Annotated in this window: 19 protein-coding genes; 15 read left to right on the plus strand and 4 right to left on the minus strand. The window is 68.2% G+C overall.

Going from position 1 to position 22171, the window contains the following annotated elements:
- Positions 1-36 precede the first annotated feature (36 nt).
- The 3 genes from BTH_RS23660 (at position 37) to BTH_RS23670 (ending at position 3449) form a co-directional block, all read left to right on the plus strand.
- On the plus strand, positions 37-795 hold the full coding sequence (locus BTH_RS23660) for a hypothetical protein (RefSeq protein ID WP_009890851.1): 759 nt from the start codon (positions 37-39) through the stop codon (positions 793-795).
- A gap of 108 nt (positions 796-903) precedes the next feature.
- The gene (locus BTH_RS23665) at positions 904-1119 is read left to right on the plus strand and encodes a YdcH family protein (RefSeq protein WP_006026948.1); all 216 of its coding nucleotides are present in this window, start codon (positions 904-906) and stop codon (positions 1117-1119) included.
- 62 nt (positions 1120-1181) lie between these two features.
- Complete coding sequence (locus BTH_RS23670) at positions 1182-3449, plus strand: ATP-dependent DNA helicase (protein ID WP_009890853.1); 2268 nt, start codon at positions 1182-1184, stop codon at positions 3447-3449.
- 212 nt (positions 3450-3661) lie between these two features.
- Here BTH_RS23670 and BTH_RS23675 read toward each other — a convergent pair whose 3' ends face one another.
- Positions 3662-4486 carry an outer membrane protein assembly factor BamD gene (locus tag BTH_RS23675; protein WP_009890855.1) on the minus strand — a complete coding sequence of 275 codons (825 nt, stop codon included), beginning with the start codon at positions 4484-4486 and terminating at the stop codon, positions 3662-3664.
- Positions 4487-4539: 53 nt separating this feature from the next.
- On the opposite strand from BTH_RS23675, the gene BTH_RS23680 reads away from it, so the two are divergent.
- From BTH_RS23680 to BTH_RS23730, 11 genes are all read left to right on the plus strand, one after another.
- Positions 4540-5715, plus strand: coding sequence for an RluA family pseudouridine synthase (locus BTH_RS23680; protein WP_011402307.1), 1176 nt, complete (start codon positions 4540-4542; stop codon positions 5713-5715).
- Between the two features lie 6 nt (positions 5716-5721).
- Positions 5722-6576 carry a peptidoglycan editing factor PgeF gene (pgeF, locus tag BTH_RS23685; protein WP_009890860.1) on the plus strand — a complete coding sequence of 285 codons (855 nt, stop codon included), beginning with the start codon at positions 5722-5724 and terminating at the stop codon, positions 6574-6576.
- 397 nt (positions 6577-6973) lie between these two features.
- Positions 6974-8851, plus strand: coding sequence for a class I poly(R)-hydroxyalkanoic acid synthase (gene phaC, locus BTH_RS23690; protein ID WP_080511509.1), 1878 nt, complete (start codon positions 6974-6976; stop codon positions 8849-8851).
- A 96-nt stretch (positions 8852-8947) separates the two neighbouring features.
- Positions 8948-10129, plus strand: coding sequence for an acetyl-CoA C-acetyltransferase (locus BTH_RS23695; protein WP_009890862.1), 1182 nt, complete (start codon positions 8948-8950; stop codon positions 10127-10129).
- A gap of 125 nt (positions 10130-10254) precedes the next feature.
- Positions 10255-10995: a 3-ketoacyl-ACP reductase gene (locus BTH_RS23700; RefSeq protein ID WP_009890864.1), complete on the plus strand. Its 741-nt coding sequence runs from the start codon at positions 10255-10257 to the stop codon at positions 10993-10995.
- Between the two features lie 135 nt (positions 10996-11130).
- A complete protein-coding gene (gene phaR, locus BTH_RS23705) occupies positions 11131-11703 on the plus strand; it encodes a polyhydroxyalkanoate synthesis repressor PhaR (protein WP_009890865.1) in 573 nt (190 codons plus the stop codon).
- 707 nt (positions 11704-12410) lie between these two features.
- The gene (gene rimO, locus BTH_RS23710) at positions 12411-13802 is read left to right on the plus strand and encodes a 30S ribosomal protein S12 methylthiotransferase RimO (protein ID WP_009890869.1); all 1392 of its coding nucleotides are present in this window, start codon (positions 12411-12413) and stop codon (positions 13800-13802) included.
- Between the two features lie 2 nt (positions 13803-13804).
- The gene (locus tag BTH_RS23715) at positions 13805-14731 is read left to right on the plus strand and encodes a sugar kinase (RefSeq protein ID WP_009890871.1); all 927 of its coding nucleotides are present in this window, start codon (positions 13805-13807) and stop codon (positions 14729-14731) included.
- 99 nt (positions 14732-14830) lie between these two features.
- Positions 14831-16015 (plus strand): beta-ketothiolase BktB, encoded by a 1185-nt coding sequence (gene bktB, locus BTH_RS23720; protein ID WP_009890873.1) that lies wholly within the window; start codon positions 14831-14833, stop codon positions 16013-16015.
- 16 nt (positions 16016-16031) lie between these two features.
- Positions 16032-16637: a hypothetical protein gene (locus BTH_RS23725; RefSeq protein WP_009890874.1), complete on the plus strand. Its 606-nt coding sequence runs from the start codon at positions 16032-16034 to the stop codon at positions 16635-16637.
- Between the two features lie 260 nt (positions 16638-16897).
- Positions 16898-18082 carry a cystathionine beta-lyase gene (locus BTH_RS23730; RefSeq protein WP_009890877.1) on the plus strand — a complete coding sequence of 395 codons (1185 nt, stop codon included), beginning with the start codon at positions 16898-16900 and terminating at the stop codon, positions 18080-18082.
- A 229-nt stretch (positions 18083-18311) separates the two neighbouring features.
- Here BTH_RS23730 and serB read toward each other — a convergent pair whose 3' ends face one another.
- Positions 18312-19157 carry a phosphoserine phosphatase SerB gene (serB, locus tag BTH_RS23735; RefSeq protein WP_009890878.1) on the minus strand — a complete coding sequence of 282 codons (846 nt, stop codon included), beginning with the start codon at positions 19155-19157 and terminating at the stop codon, positions 18312-18314.
- Positions 19158-19818: 661 nt separating this feature from the next.
- Between serB and BTH_RS23740 the strand changes: the two genes are divergently transcribed.
- A complete protein-coding gene (locus BTH_RS23740; RefSeq protein WP_009890882.1) occupies positions 19819-20364 on the plus strand; it encodes a DUF6013 family protein in 546 nt (181 codons plus the stop codon).
- Between the two features lie 279 nt (positions 20365-20643).
- On the opposite strand, the gene BTH_RS23750 is transcribed toward BTH_RS23740, so the two are convergent.
- Positions 20644-21462, minus strand: coding sequence for an ABC transporter permease (locus tag BTH_RS23750; RefSeq protein ID WP_009890885.1), 819 nt, complete (start codon positions 21460-21462; stop codon positions 20644-20646).
- Positions 21459-22154: an ABC transporter ATP-binding protein gene (locus BTH_RS23755; RefSeq protein ID WP_009890886.1), complete on the minus strand. Its 696-nt coding sequence runs from the start codon at positions 22152-22154 to the stop codon at positions 21459-21461. The genes BTH_RS23750 and BTH_RS23755 overlap by 4 nt, the downstream gene beginning before the upstream one ends.
- Positions 22155-22171: the final 17 nt, after the last annotated feature.

A 22171-nucleotide genomic window follows, 5' to 3' on the forward strand; every position in this document is an offset into this window, starting at 1 on the left:
CGAAAGGGGCTAGCCGCGGGTGTTAGAATTCGCTCCATGATCCGCAGCTTTCCTACGACGTTGCCTACCTCCCGATTTTCCGCTGTCGCGTTCGCCGCTGCGCTTGCGGCGACGCTGTTCTGCGCGCCCGCCGCCGGCATCGCGCAGACGTCCGCATCCGCGGTCGCGGCGTCTGCCGCCGATGCGTCGGATGCGGACACGTTCGCCGCGCAAGCGAACTTCGACGCACGTCAAAAAGTGCTCAATCAACGCACGGCGGAAAACGATTATCGTTATGCGGTGGCTCAGCACGATTGCTACAGCACGTTTTTCGTCAATCACTGCCTGGACAAGGCACGCGAGGCGATGCGGGCCGAGCGTGCGAGCATCAGCCAGGAGCAGCTCGCGCTCGACGACGAGCAGCGGGCCGTACGCGCGCAGGCGCGCGACCGGCGGCTCGCGCTGAACGAAGCCGCGCGGCAGGCTCAGGCGCCGCAGCGCGCGGCGAACGAGCAGGCGAATGCGGCCGCATACGAGGGCAAGCAGCAGGAAAACGCGCTGAAGCGCGCGCAGCGCGACGCGCAGGCGCCACAGCGCGCGGCGAGCCAGCAGGCGTACGACGCGAAGCAGGTCGAGTTCCAGCGCAAGCTCGATGCGGCGCACGCGCAGGCGGCAAAGGATGCGCAGCAGCGCGCGGAGAGCGCCGAGCGCTACGAACGGAAGCAGCGTGAAGCGGCGCAACACAAGGCGGACGTCGACGAACGCCAGCGGCAGGCCGCCGAGAAGGCGAAGCAGAAGCAGCAACAGCAGCAGTAACGGTCAGCGGCAGGGGTGCAAGCGGTAGCGTTGGGTGGTGGTTTCGCAAGGCAATCTCGGGTATGCGGGCGGCTCGGCCGGCATGCCGATTCAGTGAGGAGGCGAAGTATGCAAACCCGTTCGGCGGAAACGCAACAGGAGCTGTACAACCGACTGGTGTCTTTGCAGGAGCTGCACCAGCAGCTTGCCCGCGAGATCGAGCAGAAGGAGGGACGTTCCGACATCGACGACCTGGCGCTGCACCGGCTGAAGAAGGAAAAGCTGCTGGCCAAAGACAAGATCATCATGCTGCAATCGCAGCTCGAACCGGATAAGCGCGCCTGACGCGCGGCCTGGCAAGCGCCGGCGCCGCGGCGGGCGCCGGATGATATTAGGAACCGCTTGCCTTGAATTCACCGCTTGATGCCAATTCCGACGCGCGGCGCGACGATTCGTCTGCCGCGCGTTCCCGTACGTCCGGCGTTGCCGCTGCGGCCGCGGGTGCGTACACGCCGAGCGTGCAGCGTATCAACGAGCTCGACGCCATCTTCGGCGACGGCGGCCTGTTCGCACGCGCGCTCGACAACTACCGTCCGCGCGCGTCGCAGATCGGCATGGCGCGTGCAGTTGCCGCCACGATGGAAGCATCGGGCAAGCTGATGCCGGAGCCCGAGATCTTCGAGACGCGCAAGCGCCCCGCGCGGCGTCTGCAGGACGGCGCATCCGCCGGCCGCGACGATGCGCGCGCCGCGTCGTCCGGCGACGCAAGCGCCGATAGCGCCGACAGCGGCGACAACACGCTGATCGTCGAGGCCGGCACCGGCACCGGCAAGACCTATGCGTATCTCGTTCCGGCGATGCTTTGGGGCGGCAAGGTGATCGTGTCGACGGGCACGAAGCATCTGCAGGATCAGCTGTTCCAGCGCGACATCCCGACGGTGCGCGACGCGCTCGCGGTGCCCGTGACCGTCGCGATGCTCAAGGGGCGCGCGAACTATCTGTGTCATTACTATCTGCAACGCACGGCCGACAACGGCCGCCTGCCGTCGCGGCAGGACACCGCGTACCTGCAGGACATCATCCGCTTCGCGAAGATCACGAAGAGCGGCGACAAGGCCGAGCTCGCGAGCGTGCCGGAGACGTCGCCCGTGTGGTCGATGGTCACGTCGACGCGCGACAACTGCCTCGGCCAGGAATGCCCGCACTACAAGGACTGCTTCGTGATGCAGGCGCGCCGCGAGGCGCAGCAGGCGGACCTCGTTGTCGTCAATCACCATCTGTTCTTCGCGGACATCATGCTGCGCGACACCGGGATGGCAGAGTTGCTGCCGAGCGCGAACACGATCATCTTCGACGAGGCGCATCAACTGCCCGAGACCGCGACGCTCTTTTTCGGCGAGACGCTGTCGACGACGCAACTGCTCGAGCTCGCGCGCGATTCGGTGGTCGAAGGCCTCGCGCATGCGCGCGATGCGGTCGAATGGGTGAAGCTCGGCGGCGCGCTGGAGCGCGCGGCGCGCGACGTGCGGCTTGCGTTTGCGGATGACGGCATCGTCCGGATGTCGCTTGCGCAACTGGGCGACGGCCACCCGCTCTTCGGCGCGCTCGATGCCGTGGATTCGGCGCTCGACGCGCTGTCGACGGCGCTCGCGGGGCAGGCGGAGCGCGCCGAATCGATCGCCGCATGCGAGCGCCGCGCGCGCGAACTGCAGGACCTGCTCGCGGGCTGGGTCGCGCCCGATGCGACCGACGATGCGGCCGGCGCGAAGGCCGGCGCGGAAGCGGGCGAGCACGACGATCCGAACGAGAAGGTGCGTTGGGTCGAGGTGTTCGCACACACGGTTCAACTGCACGAAACGCCGCTGTCCGTCGCGCCGATCTTCGCGAAGCAGCGTGCGGGCGTGCCGCGCGCGTGGATCTTCACGTCGGCCACGCTGTCGGTACGCGGCGATTTCACGCACTACGCGGCGCAGATGGGGCTCAGTTCCCGCCGTTCGATGACGTTGCCGAGCCCGTTCGACTATCAGACGCAAGGCCTGCTGTACGTGCCGCGGAACTTGCCGCAGCCGTCGTCGCCCGCGTTCACCGACGCGGTGTTCGACGCCGCGCTGCCGGCGATCGAGGCGTCGGGCGGCGGCGTGTTCGTGCTGTGCACGACGCTGCGCGCGGTCGACCGAATCGCGATGAAGCTGCGCGACACGATCGACGCGCGCGGTTGGCGCACGCCGCTCCTCGTGCAGGGCGATGCGAGCCGCACCGAACTGCTCGATCGGTTCCGCGCATACGGCAATGCGATTCTCGTCGGCAGCCAGAGCTTCTGGGAAGGCGTCGACGTGCGCGGCGACGCGCTGTCGCTCGTCGTGATCGACAAGCTGCCGTTCGCGCCGCCCGACGATCCGGTGCTCGCCGCGCGGCTCGATGCGCTGACGAAGAAGGGATTGAGCCCGTTCGCCGTTCACCAGTTGCCGCAGGCCGTCATCACGCTGAAGCAGGGGGCCGGGCGGCTGATTCGCGCGGAGACGGACCGCGGCGTGCTGATGATCTGCGACACGCGCCTCGTCGACAAGCCGTATGGCCGGCGCATCTGGCAGAGCCTGCCGCCTTTCAAGCGCACGCGCGAGATCGACGTCGTACGCGAGTTCTTCGCCGAGCGGCGCGAGGCCGCGCAGGCTTGAGGGGGCGGGCGAGCGGTCTGGGGCCGCCGCGCGACACGCGAAGAAGCGCGAGGTGACGCAACGCGCGCCGGCGGCGCGCGATGATCGTTCCGACATGCGCGACATGCGCGCAAAAAGAAAAACCCGGCTCGATCAAGCCGGGTTCAACGAGATGGTCGTGCCGACCGCAGGTGCTTTCATGCGCCGAGCGCGCATGAAACGCGACGCTCGACTCAGAACTGCCACCACGATTTCTTGGTGCCCGGCCGCGCATGACCCGTGACGTACGGGCTGTCCGGGAAGGTCGATGCGAGCACGCGCTTCGTGTCGTCGGCGAGCTGCGGCTGATTCAGCTTCGCGTAAGACAGCATCATGATGTGCAGCGCGTCTTCGATCGCCGGCGCGTTCTTGTATTCCTTGATCGCGAGCTGCGCGCGGTTGATCGCCGCGACATAAGCGCCGCGCCGGTAGTAGTAATCGGCCGCGTGCACTTCGTGCGACGCGAGCGCGTTGACGATGTAGCGCATCCGCGCGGCCGCATCGGGCGCGTACTTGCTCTTTGGATAGCGGTCGACCACGACCTTGAACGCGTCGTACGATTCGCGCAGCGCCTGCGGATCGCGCTCGCTCATGTCCTGACCGGAGAAGCGGCCGAACAGGCCCAGGTCGTCGTTGAAGTGGATCATCCCCTTCAGGTAGTACGCGTACGCGACATCCGGGTGATCCGGGTGGAGCTGGATGAAGCGGTCGACCGCCTGATCGGCGGCGGCCGTTTCGTTATCCTTCCAGTTGCAGTAGGCGACGTTGATCTGCGCCTGCTGCGCGAAATGGCCGAACGGGTCGCGGCCCTGCAGCGCTTCGAAGTATTTCGCGCACTTGCCCCAGTCGCCGCCCGTCAATGCATCCTGAGCCTCTGAGTATAATTTGTTGTTCGACCAGGTTGCCGTCTCATCGCTTTTCTGCGGCAAGCCGTGGCAACCCGCGACGAGCGCCGCGGCCGCCGCCAGCGCGGCCCAGGCGGCCGCAGGTTTTGCGACGCGTTTGGTCGAATGCATCATGGTGAAAAGGGCTCGCATTGTCCTAGCTTCAAGTCTCAAGTGACCCAGTCTAAATGACCCGTTCAAGTTCGTTGAATGCCCGTGCGGGCAAGTCAAACCGCGACGATTATAGCCCAAGCGCCAGCCCCGCCGACGCTTCTGCAGGCGATTCGCTCGACGACGATCTGTCGAGCGACACGCTCGTCGCGCCCGCGGGCGCCGATGCGCCGCGCGTCGTCGACGTACCGCCCGCGCTCGCGGGCGAGCGCCTCGACAAGGCGCTCGCGCAGTTGTTCCCCGAGTTCTCTCGCAGCCGCCTGCAGCAGTGGATCGAATCGGAGCGTGTGCGCGTCGACGGCGCGCCCGCGAAGATCCGGCAGGCCGTGCCGCTCGGCGCGACGATCGAGCTGCTGCCGGATCTGCTGCCCGAGCAACTCGCGTTCACGCCGGAGCCGGTGCCGCTTTCGATCGTCTACGAGGACGATACGATCGTCGTCGTAGACAAGCCGGCCGGCCTCGTCGTCCACCCGGCCGCCGGCAACTGGAGCGGCACGCTGCTCAACGGTCTGCTGCACCGCTATGCGGATGCGGCCGGCCTGCCGCGCGCCGGGATCGTGCATCGGCTCGACAAGGAGACGTCGGGCCTGATGGTCGTCGCCCGCACGCTCGCCGCGCAGACGGACCTGATCCGCCAATTGCAGGCGCGCACGGTGAAGCGCCGCTATTTCGCGCTCGTGTGGGGGCAGATGCCCGACGAAGGCACGATCGACGCGCCGATCGGCCGCGATCCGCGCGAACGCACGCGGATGGCGGTCGTCACGGGGGCGGCGGGCAAGCCGGCGCGCACGCATTTCCGCACCGTCGACACGACGCCGTGGGAGCGTCAGCCGGTATCGGCGATCCATTGCGATCTCGAAACCGGGCGCACGCATCAGATCCGCGTGCATTGCGCGCACGTCGGACATCCGTTGCTCGGCGATCCGGTGTACGGCCGCGCGCGCGGCAAGCGCTCGGTCGCGCCGCTGCCGGGCGGCTTCGCGCGGCAGGCGCTGCACGCATGGCGGCTCGGCCTCGTTCATCCGGCGACCGGCCGGTCGATGCAATGGCGCGCGCCGCTGCCGGCCGATCTCGCGGCGCTCGTCGATGCGCTCGGCTTCGGCGCGGACGATGCGGAATTCGGCGACGACGACGCGGTCTATGACGACGGTTACGATGGAGGCATCCCGCATGCCGACGACGAAGAGGATTGACTGCCGATGACGACGTTGCGACCCCTGACGCTCTCGGAGTGCATGCAACCCGACTGGGATGCGCCGCCGCGCGTGCGCGCGCTCGTGTCGACGCGCAATGGCGGCGTGAGCGAGCCGCCTTATGGCGCGTGGGGCGGCGAGGGCGGCGGCGAGGTCGCGGGCGGGATGAATCTCGGCAGGCACACGGGCGACGATCCCGCGCATGTCGAAGCGAATCGCGCCCGGCTGCTCGCGTTGACGGGGCAGTCACGCGCTGCGTGGCTCGAGCAGGTTCACGGCACGGACATCGTGCACGCGGAGGACGTGATCGCCGCGAGCGCGGCGGATGCAGGCGCGGGCGGGCTCGTGCGCGCGGATGCGAGCGTCGCGGCGACGCCGGGCGCCGTCTGCGTCGTGATGGTCGCGGATTGCCTGCCGGTGTTGCTGTGCGACGATGCCGGCCGCGCGGTCGGCGCCGCGCATGCGGGCTGGCGCGGCCTTGTCGCGGGCATCGTCGAGAAGACGGCCGAGCGCGTCGCGGCGCTGGCGGGCGGCGGCGCCGGCGGCCTGCACGCGTATCTCGGTCCGGCAATCGGCCCCACCGCGTTCGAGGTCGGCGCCGACGTGCGCTCGGCCTTTCTCGATGCGACGCCGCTTGCCGATTACGCGGCGACGGAGCGCGCCTTCGCGCCGCGCCCGGACGCGCCCGGCAAGTATCTGGCGGATCTCTATGCGCTCGCGCGGTTGCGCCTCGCGCGCGCCGGCGTCACGCGCGTGAGCGGCGGCACGGCTTGCACGGCGACCGAGCGCGAGCGCTTCTATTCTTATCGGCGCGATCGCGTGACGGGGCGGATGGCCGCGATGATCTGGCTCGCCGACTGACGTCTCCCTGCGGCGGACCGCGCCGGCATGGGGGTGGTATTTTTGCGGCGGTGCGACGCGCGCATTGCTGCGCCGCACCGTGCGATTGCTGTCATCAAGTTCGCTTAGACTCTCGCCGGCCGAATGGGCCGGACATCTCCGCCGCGCGTCGCGCGGCGCGTTCCGCAACAATCATTCCGGTTGTCGAAGCATGTGTTGTCGGAGGTGACGGATCACATGGGGAAAACGATAATGATAAAACTACTGCACTGCGGCAGAATCTGGAGAAGCGCTCCGGAACACGCCCGGCTGAACGGGGCGCGCAGTGGGTGGTCGACTTCATGCGGCTCGAGCAGGATTTCCAGGGTCCCCGCAGGCAACACCGAGGAAACACCGAGGAACCACCGTTAAGGCAGGTATGACAGCATCGAAAAAATCGTCGACGTCCTCTCACACGGATACTTCCCAGGGTCGCAACGCAGCCGGATCGGCGGCCCAGCCCATGCAACAGTTGTTCGAGTCCTGGCTCGACGCGTGGCGCAGCTTCGCGGACCCGGCCCGGGCGAGCGCTGGCGGCGCGCCCGCGCAGCCGCCGTTCGCGGCGTTCCAGGCGCCTCAACTGTTCCCGTTCGCGATGCCTAAGATGCCGCCGATGCCGGACTGGTCCGGCGGCGCGCCCGCGTCGCTCGCGCCCGTCGCGTCGGTGCCGCCCGCGCGGCTGCAGAAGCTGCAGGCCGATTACGCGCGCGATTGCCTCGCGCTGATCCAGCAGGCAAGCGCCGCGGCGCCGACCGTTCCCGAGCTGAAGGATCGGCGTTTCAGCTCGGATGCATGGAAGGCTTCGCCCGCGCACGGATTCGCGGCCGCGTGGTATCTGCTGAACGCGCGCTATCTGCAGGAGCTTGCCGACGCGCTCGAGACCGATCCGAAGACGCGCGAGCGGATCCGCTTCACGGTCCAGCAGTGGACGGCCGCCGCGTCGCCGAGCAACTTTCTCGCGCTCAATCCTGAGGCGCAGAAGAATCTCGTCGAGACGCAGGGCGAGAGCCTGCGTCTCGGGATGATGAACCTGCTCGCGGACATGCGGCGCGGCAAGATCACGCAGACGGACGAATCGCAATTCGTCGTCGGCAAGAATCTCGCGGTGACACCGGGCGCGATCGTCTACGAGAACGATCTGATCCAGCTGATCCAGTACAAGCCGACGACGGCAACCGTCTTCGAGCGGCCGCTCCTCATCGTGCCGCCTTGCATCAACAAGTTCTACATCCTCGATCTGCAGCCGGAGAACTCGCTCGTCGCGCACGCGCTGTCGTGCGGCCATCAGGTGTTTCTCGTGTCGTGGCGCAACGCCGATGCGTTGGTCTCGCACAAGACGTGGGACGACTACATCGACGAGGGGCTGCTCGCCGCGATCGACGTCGTCCAGCAGGTGAGCGGGCGCGAGCAGATCAACACGCTCGGTTTTTGCGTCGGCGGCACGATGCTGGCCACGGCGCTCGCGGTGCTCGCCGCGCGCGGCGAGCATCCGGCCGCGTCGATGACGCTCCTCACCGCGATGCTCGATTTTTCCGACACGGGCATCCTCGACGTGTTCGTCGACGAAGCGCACGTGCAGATGCGCGAGCAGACCATCGGCGGCAAGAACGGCGCGCCCGCGGGCTTGATGCGCGGCGTCGAGTTCGCGAACACGTTTTCGTTTCTGCGTCCGAACGATCTCGTGTGGAACTACGTCGTCGACAACTACCTGAAGGGCCGCACGCCGGCGCCGTTCGATCTGCTGTACTGGAACGGCGATTCGACGAGCCTGCCGGGGCCGATGTACGCGTGGTATCTGCGAAACACCTATCTCGAGAACAAGCTGCGCGAGCCGGATGCGCTCACCGTGTGCGGCGAGCCCGTCGATCTGTCGCGGATCGACGTGCCGACGTTCATCTACGGCTCGCGCGAGGATCACATCGTGCCGTGGCAGACCGCGTACGAATCGACGTCGCTGCTGACGGGGCCGCTGAAGTTCGTGCTCGGCGCATCGGGCCACATCGCGGGCGTGATCAACCCGCCTGCGAAGCACAAGCGCAGCTACTGGAGCTATGACGCCGATGCGAAGGCGCTGCCGGAATCGGCGAACGACTGGCTCGACGCGGCCGTCGAGCATCCGGGCAGCTGGTGGCCGGTGTGGATCGAGTGGCTCGATCAGTACGGCGGAAAGAAGGTGAAGCCGCGCGGGCAGCTCGGCTCCGCGCACTTCCCGGTGATCGAGCCTGCGCCCGGCCGGTATGTGATGCAACGCGATTGACGAACGACGGAAGGCGGAGCACGCTTTGCGTCGCTACCGATTTTTAACAGGGCGGTTCGCGGCGCGCCGTGCCGCGTTCGCTCGGAGGATAGTGAAATGACTGACGTAGTGATCGTATCGGCCGCGCGCACCGCGGTCGGCAAGTTCGGCGGCTCGCTCGCGAAGATCGCCGCGCCGGAGCTCGGCGCGACCGTGATCCGCGCGGTGCTCGAGCGTGCGGGCGTGAAGCCCGAGCAGGTCAGCGAAGTGATTCTCGGCCAGGTGCTGACGGCGGGCTCGGGCCAGAATCCGGCGCGTCAGGCGCTCATCGCGGCGGGGCTGCCGAACGCCGTGCCGGGCATGACGATCAACAAGGTGTGCGGCTCCGGCCTGAAGGCCGTGATGCTCGCCGCGAACGCGATCGTCGCGGGCGACGCGGAGATCGTCGTTGCGGGCGGGCAGGAGAACATGAGCGCCGCGCCGCACGTGCTGCCGGGCTCGCGCGACGGCTTCCGGATGGGCGATGCGAAGCTTGTCGACAGCATGATCGTCGACGGCCTGTGGGACGTCTACAACAAGTACCACATGGGCGTCACGGCGGAGAACGTCGCGAAGGAGTACGGGATCACGCGCGAAGCGCAGGACCAGTTCGCGGCGCTGTCGCAGAACAAGGCGGAAGCCGCGCAGAAAGCCGGCCGTTTCGACGACGAGATCGTGCCGATCGAGATCCCGCAGCGAAAGGGCGAGCCGCTTCGCTTCGCGACCGACGAGTTCGTGCGCTACGGCGTGACGGCCGAGTCGCTCGCGAGCCTGAAGCCCGCGTTCGCGAAGGACGGCACGGTGACGGCCGCGAACGCGTCCGGCATCAACGACGGCGCGGCCGCGGTGCTCGTGATGTCTGCGAAGAAGGCCGAGGCGCTCGGTCTCGAGCCGCTCGCGCGGATCAAGGCGTACGCGAACGCGGGCGTCGATCCGAGCGTGATGGGCATGGGCCCCGTTCCGGCATCGCGCCGCTGTCTCGAACGCGCGGGCTGGTCGGTGGGCGACCTCGACCTGATGGAGATCAACGAGGCGTTCGCCGCGCAGGCGCTCGCGGTCCACAAGCAGATGGGCTGGGATACGTCGAAGGTCAACGTGAACGGCGGCGCGATCGCGATCGGCCATCCGATCGGCGCGTCGGGCTGCCGGATTCTCGTCACGCTGCTGCACGAAATGCAAAAGCGCGATGCGAAACGCGGCCTCGCGTCGCTTTGCATCGGCGGCGGAATGGGCGTCGCGCTCGCGCTCGAGCGCCCGTAACGCGAGTCAGGAGGCACCCGAGCGGGCCGTGCCGACAGGCGCGGCCCGGCGTCGGGCGAAAAGGCAGGCGGGCGACGGAGAGGTTGCCGCTCGGCGCTTCTCAAAACGATAATGGAGTGTGGGTTATGTCTCAGCGAATTGCTTACGTAACGGGCGGAATGGGCGGCATCGGCACCAGCATCTGCCAGCGCCTGCACAAGGACGGCTTCAGGGTGGTCGCGGGCTGCGGCCCGAATTCGCCGCGCCGCGTGAAATGGCTTGAGGACCAGAAGGCGCTCGGCTTCGATTTCTACGCGTCCGAAGGCAACGTCGGCGACTGGGATTCGACGAAGCAGGCATTCGACAAGGTGAAGGCCGAGATCGGCGAGATCGACGTGCTCGTCAACAACGCGGGCATTACGCGCGACGTCGTGTTCCGCAAGATGACGCGCGAGGACTGGACGGCCGTGATCGACACGAACCTGACGAGCCTCTTCAACGTCACGAAGCAAGTGATCGACGGCATGGTCGAGCGCGGCTGGGGACGCATCATCAACATCTCGTCGGTGAACGGGCAGAAAGGGCAGTTCGGCCAGACCAACTACTCGACCGCGAAGGCGGGCATTCACGGCTTCACGATGTCGCTCGCGCAGGAAGTGGCGACGAAGGGCGTGACGGTCAACACGGTGTCGCCGGGCTACATCGGCACGGACATGGTGAAGGCGATCCGTCCGGACGTGCTCGAGAAGATCGTCGCGACGATTCCGGTGCGCCGTCTCGGCTCGCCCGACGAGATCGGCTCGATCGTCGCGTGGCTCGCGTCGGAAGAGTCCGGCTTTGCGACGGGCGCCGATTTTTCGCTGAACGGCGGCTTGCATATGGGCTGAGCCATGCGGCCGGACGGCGCATGCCGTCCGGCCGTGTGGGTCGGATGTTCCGGGAACGCCCGGTTCGCGCGCGGCCGCGCCCGCGTGCGGCGCCGGGCGCCGTCACTGCGCGCATCAGGCGCTCAAAGGCGTTACATGACTACTACAAAGAAAACTGGCGAACGGCTGATCAAGAAGTATCCGAATCGCCGTTTGTACGATACGGAGACGAGCACCTACATTACGTTGACCGACGTGAAGCAGCTCGTGCTCGACCAGGAGGATTTCAAGGTCATCGATGCGAAAAGCAGCGAAGACCTGACCCGCAGCATCCTGCTGCAGATCATTCTCGAAGAGGAAAGCGGCGGCGTGCCGATGTTCTCGTCGTCGATGCTCTCGCAGATCATCCGGTTCTACGGACATGCGATGCAGGGGATGATGGGCACGTACCTGGAGAAGAACATCCAGGCGTTCATCGACATCCAGAGCAAGCTCGCCGACCAGTCGAAGAACCTGTACGAGAACAACGCGATGAATCCGGAAGTCTGGTCGCAGTTCATGAACATGCAGGCGCCGATGATGCAAGGGATGATGACGAGCTACATCGAGCAATCGAAGAACATGTTCGTGCAGATGCAGGAGCAGATGCAGAATCAGGCGAAAACGATGTTCAGCTCGTTCCCGTTCAAGCCGGCGATGCCGCCGGGAAGCGAACCGGAGAAGAAGTAGGCGCGACGCACGACGTCTTTCGTCGAGGCGGCGGCCGGAGCGTGGCCTGGCTGCGGCGCGATTCCGTCCGGGCCGTCGTTCCGTGGACCGGCTTGCGGCTCGGCGGGACGGCACCGGCCGTGTGCCGCGAGCGCTTTGCCCGACTGGTTGACGCTTGTCGCGCGTCATCGGGCGGACATCGCAATCGCATACGAGAAACAGCGCAGCGCCTCGAGGCGCTGTTTCTGTTTGGGCGTGCCGCCGCCTTCCCGACGCTGTCGGCCGGCCACACGCGCCCGCCGTGTCCGCGAGCGGTTGGGGCGCGTGCTAGGTCGGGGCGAGCCGGCCACGGGGCTTGCCGACAAGCCGCTCGAGGGCGGCTTCACGTCTGCGGTCCGGGCGGGCGCCGCGTCGACCGCGCTTTCGGCATTGTGTTGTTCGACGACGGCGCGTCGCCTGCGAAATTGTCCGGGGTGGTCTTTGTCGTGGCCGGCGTGGCGCTCGTCAATTCGAATCAGAGAAAGTGTGGTCTTGACGCCGCGCGGGCGGCGTGCGGCCCGCCGGAAGCATGGCGCAAGCGCGAAAACGGCCGGTCGAAACGCGAATTACGGCGCACGACGCGCCTGGTGTGCGCCCTCGCAGAAACGTCGCCGCGCGGAGGGTAAAATGCCGGCAAACCCAAGGCGTGCCGCCAGCGGACGCCGTCCCCTCACGCATGGAAGCAATAGTTGGAAAATTCATTGAAATCAAGCGGTAAGCCGCCCGCCGCGCCCAAGGTGGGCATGGTTTCGCTCGGGTGCCCGAAGGCGCTCGTCGATTCCGAGCAGATCATCACGCAGTTGCGCGCGGAAGGCTACGAAATCTCCGGCACCTATGACGGCGCGGATCTCGTCGTCGTCAACACCTGCGGCTTCATCGACGAAGCGGTGCAGGAAAGCCTCGACGCGATCGGCGAAGCGCTCGCCGAAAACGGCAAGGTGATCGTCACCGGCTGCCTCGGCGCGAAGAAGAGCGCGAGCGGCTCCGGGCTCATCGAGGAAGTCCATCCGAAGGTGCTCGCCGTCACCGGCCCGCATGCGGTCGGAGAGGTGATGCAGGTCGTGCACAGCCATCTGCCCAAGCCGCACGATCCGTTCGTCGATCTCGTGCCGGCCGCGGGCATCAAGCTCACGCCGCGTCACTACGCGTATCTGAAGATCTCCGAAGGCTGCAATCACCGCTGCTCGTTCTGCATCATTCCGTCGATGCGCGGCGATCTCGTGTCGCGGCCCGTCGCCGAGGTGATGCTCGAAGCCGAGAACCTGTTCAAGGCCGGCGTGAAGGAACTGCTCGTGATCTCGCAGGACACGAGCGCGTACGGCGTCGACGTCAAGTACCGCACGGGCTTCTGGAACGGCAGGCCGCTCAAGACGCGAATGACCGAGCTCGTCGGCGCGCTCGGCGAGCTCGCCGCGCAGTACGGCGCATGGGTGCGGCTGCATTACGTGTATCCGTATCCGCACGTCGACGAGATCATCCCGATGATGGCGCAAGGCCCGCTCAAGGGCCATGTGCTGCCGTATCTCGACGTGCCGTTCCAGCATGCGCATCCTGACGTGCTCAAGCGAATGAAGCGCCCGGCGAACGCGGAGAAGGTGCTCGAGCGCGTGCAGAGGTGGCGCGAGATCTGTCCGGATCTGACGATTCGCAGCACGTTCATCGCGGGCTTTCCGGGCGAGACCGAAGCGCAATTCGAGACACTCCTCGACTTCATTCGCGAGGCCGAGCTCGATCGCGTCGGCTGCTTCGCGTATTCTCCGGTCGAGGGCGCGAGCGCGAACGAGCTCGACGGCGCGCTGCCCGACGACGTGCGCGAGGCGCGCCGCGCGCGCTTCATGGAAGTCGCCGAGGAAGTGTCGGCCGCGCGCATCGAGCGCAAGGTCGGCAAGACGCTCAAGGTGCTGATCGACGAGGTCAACGAAGAAGGCGGCATCGGCCGCACCGCGGCCGATGCGCCGGAGATCGACGGCGTGGTCTATGTGGAGCCGGCGGCGAAGGCGTCCAAGCGCTACAAGGTCGGCGATTTCGTATCCGTGAAGATCACGGGCGCCGACGGCCACGATCTGTGGGGCGAGGTCTGACGATGCCGGCGGCGTTTCCGGACGTGCTCGCGCTCGGCGAGGCGATGGTCGAATTCAACCAGGCGCGGCCGGGCGAGCCGAACTATCTGCAGGGCGTCGGCGGCGATACGTCGAACTTCTGCATCGCCGCCGCGCGGCAGGGCGCGCGCGCGGGCTTCGTGTCGGCGGTCGGCGACGATCACTTCGGCCGCCTGCTGCTCGATCTGTGGCGCGGCGAGCATGTCGACACGTCGTACGTGCGGATCGACGACGGCGCGCCGACGGGCGTCTACTTCGTGTCGCACGGCGAGCATGGCCACGCGTTCGACTATCTGCGCGCGGGCTCGGCCGCGAGCCGCTATGCGATCCGCGATCTGCCGCTCGATGCGCTCGCGGCCGCGCGCTTCGTCCATCTGTCGGGCGTGAGCCTCGCGATCAGCACGAGCGCGTGCGATGCGGCGTTCGCCGCGATCGGGCATGCGCGTGCGAACGGCGCGCGCGTGAGCTTCGACACGAACCTGCGGCTCAAGCTCTGGCCGCTGCCGCGCGCGCGGGCGGTGATGACGGAGGCGCTGCGCCATACCGACGTCTGCCTGCCGAGCTGGGATGACGTGACGGCGCTCACCGGGCTCGTCGAGCGCGATGCGATCGTCGATGCGCTGCTCGGCTTGGGGCCGAGCGTCGTCGCGCTGAAGCTCGGCCGCGAAGGCGCGTATGTCGCGACGCCCGGCGAGCGGCGCGTCGTGCCCGGCTTCGCCGTCGACGCGCTCGACGCGACGGGCGCGGGCGACTGCTTCGGCGGCGCGTTCGTCGCGCGGCTTGCCGCGGGCGACGATCCGTTCTCGGCCGCGCGCTACGCAAACGCGGCGGCCGCGCTGTCGACGCGGGGCTTCGGCGCGGTCGCGCCGATTCCGTCGCGCGACGCGGTCGAGCGGCTATTGAATGGGTGATGCAACGCGCGAATCCGACGCGTGATCCGAATGCACGACGCGCGCGATCGCGCTCGCGCGCGCCATCGGTTTTCATCAAGAGAAGAAAGGGAGGCAACGATGCAACGCGAAGTAGTGGTGGTGAGCGGCGTACGCACCGCGATCGGCGATTTCGGCGGCAGCCTGAAGGATTTCGCGCCGACCGAGCTCGGTGCGCGCGTGGTGCGCGAGGTGTTGTCGCGCGCGCAGGTGTCGGGCGACGAAGTCGGCCACGTCGTGTTCGGCAACGTCGTGCACACGGAACCGAAGGACATGTATCTCGCGCGCGTCGCGGCGATCAACGGTGGCGTCGCGCAGCACGCGCCGGCGCTGACGCTCAACCGGCTGTGCGGCTCGGGCCTGCAGGCGATCGTGTCGGCCGCGCAGGGCGTGCTGCTCGGCGATGCGGACATCGCGGTCGCGGGCGGCGCGGAGAACATGAGCCGCGCGCCGTATGCGGTGCCGTCCGCGCGCTTCGGCCAGCGCATGGGCGATGCGAAGCTCGTCGACATGATGATCGGCGCGCTCAACGATCCGTTCCAGTCGATTCACATGGGCGTGACGGCGGAGAACGTCGCGGCGAAGTACGGGATCACGCGCGACGCGCAGGACGCGCTCGCGCTCGAATCGCACCGGCGCGCGTCGCATGCGACGAAGTCCGGCTACTTCAAGGAGCAGATCCTGCCGATCGAGATCGCGTCGCGCAAGGGCGCGGTGGTGTTCGACGCCGACGAACACGTGCGCCACGACGCGTCGCTCGACGATTTCACGAAGCTCAAGCCCGTGTTCGTCAAGGAGAACGGCACGGTGACGGCGGGCAATGCATCGGGCATCAACGATGCGGCCGCCGCGGTCGTGCTGATGGAGCGCAGCGTCGCCGAGAAGCGCGGCGCGAAGCCGCTCGCGCGCCTCGTCTCGTATGCGCATGCGGGCGTCGATCCGGCGTACATGGGCATCGGTCCCGTGCCCGCGACGAAGAAGGCGCTCGAGCGCGCGGGCATCACGGTCGCCGATCTCGACGTGATCGAGGCAAACGAGGCGTTTGCCGCGCAGGCGTGCGCGGTGTCGAACGAGCTCGGCCTCGATCCGGCGAAGGTCAACCCGAACGGCTCGGGCATCTCGCTCGGTCATCCGATCGGCGCGACGGGCGCGCTCATCACCGTGAAGGCGCTCTACGAGCTGCAGCGCATCGGCGGGCGCTACGCGCTCGTCACGATGTGCATCGGCGGCGGGCAGGGTATCGCCGCGGTGTTCGAGCGTCTGTGACGAGAGGGCCGCGCAGTTGAAGCTGATCACCGGAATCCGCGGCGCGGCGCTCGCCGCCGCGCTCGCGACCGCGACCGGGCCTGCGTTCGCGCAGTCTTCTTCTCTCGACGTGGCGGCGTCCGCGGGCGCGGCCGAAGCGGCGTCCGCCGCCGCGGCGCAGGCGGATGCGTCGCCGCCCGCCGTGCCGCTCAAGCCGAATCCGGCGTACGCGCGGCTGCCGCGCTACGAAGGGACGGTGGGCGGCCGGCCGGTTGTCGTGCGTCTCGGGCCGAAGACGGACGAGCCGGGCGTGCACGGCGAATGCCAGTATCTCGACACGGGGGCGGTCGTTCTGCTCGCGGGCGATCGCGACGGCGACACGCTGGAGATCGAGGAATCGGACGACGGCACGAACATCACGGGCGTGTGGATCGGCCGCTTCGATGCGTCGGGCACCTTGTCCGCCGACCGGATGAACGCCGACCAGTCGGACCCGCTGCCCGTCGCGCTGCGGCCGGCGGGCAGCGCGTCCGCGCCGTCGCATGCGCCGGGCTCGCAGCCCGCGGTCGCCGCCGGCGCGCGGCAGGCGGGCGTCCGCGGGCAGTCGGTCGACGGCGTGGCCAATCTGCGGACCGCCGAGTAGCGAACGCGGCGCACCGGTGCGGCGGCCGAATCTCCCGGCCGCCGATCGGCGCTTGCCGGGCGGCTCAAGGGGGGGCAGTGCGGCCGGGGCGCCCGGCCCCCGACTGCCGCCCGCGCCGCTCGGCATCGACGTCAGCCGCCCGCGCCTGTGCCGGCACGGTCGCGGGCGCGCCGATTGTACCGGGCCAAACGCCCGGAATCGGGCTAAGCTAGCCGGGTTCCAATCTTTTTCGGCTCGTTTTGCGCCGAGCCTTCCCAGTCATGACCGCATCCATTCCCAAGCGCGCGCTGCAGACGCGCGTCGTCCAGCCGGACGATCGCATTCCCGCCGGTTTCGAATCGTTCGTCGTGCCGGTTGCGCGAGCGTCGACGGTCGTGTTCCCCGATCTCGCGACGATGCGCAACCTCGACTGGCGCCAGGACGGCCAATGGCGCTACGGGCTGCACGCGACGCCGACGTCGCTCGCGCTCGCGCAGCGGCTCGCCGAGATCGAGGGCGGCACGCACGCGCTGTTGCAGCCGTCGGGGCTTTCGGCGATCACGAACGTGTACTTCGGCCTCGTCAAGGCAGGCGACGACGTGCTGATTCCGGACAACGCGTACGGGCCGAACGGCGATCTCGGCAAATGGCTCGCGAAGGATTTCGGCATTGCCGCGCGCTTCTACGATCCGATGATCGGCGCGGGCATCGCGGATCTGATCCAGCCGAACACGCGCGTCATCTGGCTCGAGGCGCCCGGCTCGGTGACGATGGAAGTGCCGGACGTGCGGGCGATCACGGCGGTCGCGCGCTCGCGCGGGATCGTCACGGCAATCGACAATACGTATTCGGCGGGCCTCGCGTTCAAGCCGTTCGAGCACGGCGTCGACATCTCGGTGCAGGCGCTGACGAAATATCAATCGGGCGGCAGCGACGTGCTGATGGGCGCGACGATCACCGCCGACGACGAGTTGCACGCGAAGCTGAAGCTCGCGCGGATGCGGCTTGGCATCGGTGTGTCGGCCGACGACTGTTCGCTCGTGCTGCGCGGTCTGCCGAGCATGCGGGCGCGCTTCGACGCGCACGGCCGCAGCGCGCTGTCGCTTGCGCGCTGGCTGAAGACGCGTGCGGAGATCGCGACGGTGCTGCATCCGCAGTTGCCCGATTGCCCCGGCCACGAGACCTTCATGCGCGATTTCACGGGGGCGGGCGGCCTGTTCTCGGTCGTGTTCGACGAGCGCTACGATGCCGCGCAGGTCGATCGCTTCGTCGAGGCGCTCGAACTGTTCGCGATCGGCTGGAGCTGGGGCGGCGCGTGCAGCCTCGCGATGCCGTACGACGTGCAGTCGATGCGCACGGGCAAGTGGCCGCATCGCGGCACGCTGGTGCGCTTCTATGTCGGCCTCGAAGATGAAGCCGACCTGCGCGCGGACATCGAGCGTGCATTCGCCGCGGCGCTTGCCTGACGTGCGATACCGGGCGACATCGGGCCACGGCGGCGCGTCGGCGGGCGGTGTGCGGGCCGTGAGGCGCGTCGCGCGCGGGCCGGCAGGCGCGCGGTAGCCTGGTCGACGCCGGACGCGAAGAAAACGGCGCTGGGGCGGCAGGCCCGCAGCGCCGTTTTTCGTTGGACGGGGGGAGACGGTGGCGGTGCGATCGCGCGTGCGCCGCGCTCCCGAGCGAGCCGGAGCGGCCTCAGAACAGCCGCAGCAATCCGTCGAGGCCGACATGGTCGAACGCGGCGCTCGCCGCGCGGCGCACGACCGGTTTTGCGCGAAACGCGATCGAGAAGCCGCCGGCAGCCATCATCTTCAGGTCGTTCGACCCGTCGCCGAGGACGATCGCCCGCGCGGGCTCGATGCCGAGCGCCGTGCACGTGTCGCGCACCGCGCGCGCCTTCACGTCCGCATTGACGATTTCGCCGACGACCTTGCCCGTCAGCTTGCCGTCGACGATCTCGAGCGTGTTCGAGTAGGCGAAGTCGAGGCCGAGCCGTGCCTTCAGGCGCTCGGTGAAGAACGTGAAGCCGCCCGATACGAGCAAGGTCTTCAGGCCCGCGGCCTTCACGCCGGCCAGCATCGATTCGGCGCCCGGCGACAGCCGCAGCCGTTCTTCGTAGACGCGCTCGAGCGCGCTCGCGTCGAGGCCCGCGAGCAGCGCGACACGACGTGTCAGGCTCTCGTTGAAGTCCTTGATCTCGCCGCGCATCGCCGCCTCGGTGATCGCCGAAACCTCGGCCTTCAGGCCGCAGAAGTCCGCGATCTCGTCGATGCACTCGATCGTGATCAGCGTCGAATCCATGTCCATCGCGACGAGGCCGAAGTCGGCAAGCTTGCGGGCCGCGTCGACGAACGCGTAGTCGAGCGCGTGCGCGCCGCAGTATGCGTCGATGTCGGGGCGCTGCGCGGGGTCGGCGCCCTCGATGCGGATCGATTGCGCGTCGAGCGCAACGACGCGCTCGCCGCGCGCGAGCGCGGCGAGCGGCTTGTGATGCGCGTCGGAGATCGGTGCAGTGCTTTGAATGACGAGATTCGTGGTCATGGAATTGTCACGGTGGAGCGGATGGCGGCGCCGGCAACGGCGACGCGGCGAACCCGCTATTGTAGCCGGTCGCGGCGCAGAGCCGGCGGACGGGCGGTAGGGGGACGACTCGGGCGCGTTCGGTCGCGGATCGAAGCGCCCGGCGGCGGGCGGCGGGGTTGCCGGTCGCTGCGCGTTGCCGGTTGGCGATTATCGGCTCCGGGCTTTCGGCACGGGCGCTCTCGTGCGCGCCGCGTGCGATGCCGGACGTTCGCCGTCAACCTGATTCGATGGAGTGAGTCCACGCGGCGTGAAAACTTGCGATGGATCAACTTCGCTGTGCGAGAGCTCGATGTCTCCATCGGTCGTGGCTTCGCGTTCCGGCAGCATGCGAGCGAGCATGGCGCATCTGCGGTTCATCTCGCCGGTCCCGGGCGATGCCGCGCGCGGCGCGCGCCGGCGGGCAAATGCCGCGTCGGGCACCGCCGTGCAGGCGCGGGCGCGAACGCCGCAAGGCGCGTAGATTGCGCGCCGCGCACGCTCGACACGGATCGTGCAAGCAGGGATAACACCCGATGCGCGGCAGGCGCCACGCGTGCCGCTTCGCGTTAGACTGGCATTGCGTCATGCATCGATAACCCGGCGATTCGCGCAGTCCGTCGCCATAAGAGGAGAGGTCAGCATGAGTCAACGCATTCTGTCGCCGCTCGTCGCATCGTGCGCCGCCGCGACGCTGCTCGCGACTTTCGCCGCGCAGGCGGCGCCACCCATCAAGGGCAGCGTGCTGGGCGGCAACGACGGCCAGCTTCAATACACGGTCAAGGTCGATTCGAAGCAGTTCGGCACGATGCAGGAGACGCGCAAGATTCGCACCGGCGAAACCGACGACTACAACTGGAAGTCGGTGCCGCCGTCGGGCGCCGTGCCGATGTCCGACGCGTGCCCGAACGCGGATTCGCTGCCGCGCGATGCGAACGGCGCGATGGTCCGGCAGACTCAGGTGCGGCTCGCGCCGTCCGTCGACAGCAAGGGTGTCGCGAACGTGCAGCTGAGCTTTCAGGCAAGCGCGCCGAACGGCACGAAGAAGGTCACGGTGAACGGCAAGACGCTGCAGTGCCCGAATGTTGCGTCGGTGAGCCAGGTCAAGTGGCTGTCGATTTCGACGGGCGGCTCGAAATCGGTCACGATGCGCGACGGCACGAAGGTCACGGTGTCGATCAAACGGTGAACGGGATGACGCGGCGGCGTTCGCGTGGCGGATGGCGGCGGCGCGGAACGCACGTCGCGTGACGCGTCGGATGTCCGCGCGCGGCGCGATCGCCGCGCGTCTTGCGTGATCCGCGTTGCGTGGGCGGACGGCGTTCGCCATGGCGGCTCGTCGATTCGCGCATCGGCGCGCAGGCGATCATGACCGGATGGCGGATGGCGATGTGCGATTCGATCGTCGCTCGAATGGGCGAACCGTCAGGCATCCGACGAGCGGAGCCTCTCGGCGGGCGCGCGCTTCTCACCCGCCGTTCGCGGCTTTTTTCCGCTCGACGAGCCGCGACGCCAGAAACCGGTGCTCGGCGGAGAAGAGCCGCCGGTAAGTCGAGAGCACCGCGCCGACGGTGCCGAGCGCGGACGCCGCCGCGATCAGGAACATGATGACGATCTGGTAGCGGACGGCTTGCAGCGGCGACTGTCCAGCGAGCACCTGGCCCGTCATCATCCCGGGCAGGCTCACGACGCCGACGACGGCCATCTGGTTGAGCGTCGGCAGCATGCCGGCGCGCACCGCCTGCCGCGCCGCGTCCTGAGCGGCTTCCCAGCGCGTCGCGCCGAGCGCGAGCGCGGTCTCGACGCGATCGCGCCGCGCGGTCAACTCCTCCATCATTCGCTCGATGCCGAGCGACACCCCCGTCAGCGTGTTGCCGAGAATCATCCCGAGGATCGGAATCGCATATTGCGGCTCGTACCACGGATGGATGCGGATCACGACGAACAGCCCGATTGCCGCGACGAACCAACTGCTCGCCCAGATCGACAGGATGCTGTCGGCGCGTTGCCCCGCGTAGGTTCGCTTGCCGCGCGCGGCGCCCGCGAAGCCGGCGATCAGCGTCATCAGCGCGACGAGCGGCAGCACGACGTACCAGCGCGGATGACCGAACACCCAGCCGAGCACGTAGCCGATCGAGAGCAACTGCACGACGGTGCGCGCTGCAGCCCATGCGAGCTTGCGGCCGAGGCCGAGCGACAGCGCGACAGAAATCGCGCCGTTGATCGCGACGAGCGCAGCCGCGATTCCGATGTCGACGAGGCTCAGATTCTGCAGCGGCGCGTTCATCGCGCATCCTCCGTCGGTGCATCGCCGAGCACGCCGGCGCGCATCGTCAGGCGCCGGCCGCCGACGCGCGCCGCTTGCGCCGGATCGTGCGAGATCCACAGATACGCGCGCGCGGCGGGCGCGGCGCCGAACCATGCGGCCACGAGTGCTTCGATCGCGCGGGTCGAGTCGGGATCGAGGGCGGACGTCGGCTCGTCGAGCAGCAGCACGTCGGGGTCGAGCTGCAGCACGCGCAGCAGCGCGGCGATCTGCGCCTCGCCGCCCGACAGCTCGCTCGCCGCCTTGCGCAGGAAATCGTCGCCGCGGCCCGCCTGCGCGGCAAGGCGCGCGACGCGCGCGGGGTCGAAGTGCGCATCGCGATAAACGGCGAGCGAATAGGGGTAGCGCAGCAGGTCCTCGACCGTGCCGTCGGCCGTCGCGGGGCGCTGTCGAACGTACGCGACGCTGCGCCGGTAGCGCGGGATGGCCGCGCGCGGGATGCGCTTGCCGTGCCAGAGCAGTTGGCCGCCGTCAATCGGATCGAGGAGCGCGAGCATCCTCAAGAACACGCTTTTTCCCGAGCCTGACGGCCCGGCGAGCGCGATCCGCTCGCCTGCGGCGAGCGAGAAATCGGTCGGTGCCAGGAGCGTTTTGCCGCTCGCCGCGTCGCGGCGCGTGATCTGTCGGGCTTCGATCAGGGCATCGGCTGTCATAAATGCAAAAAACGCAA

The organism is Burkholderia thailandensis E264 (genome assembly GCF_000012365.1).
GTDB lineage: Bacteria > Pseudomonadota > Gammaproteobacteria > Burkholderiales > Burkholderiaceae > Burkholderia > Burkholderia thailandensis.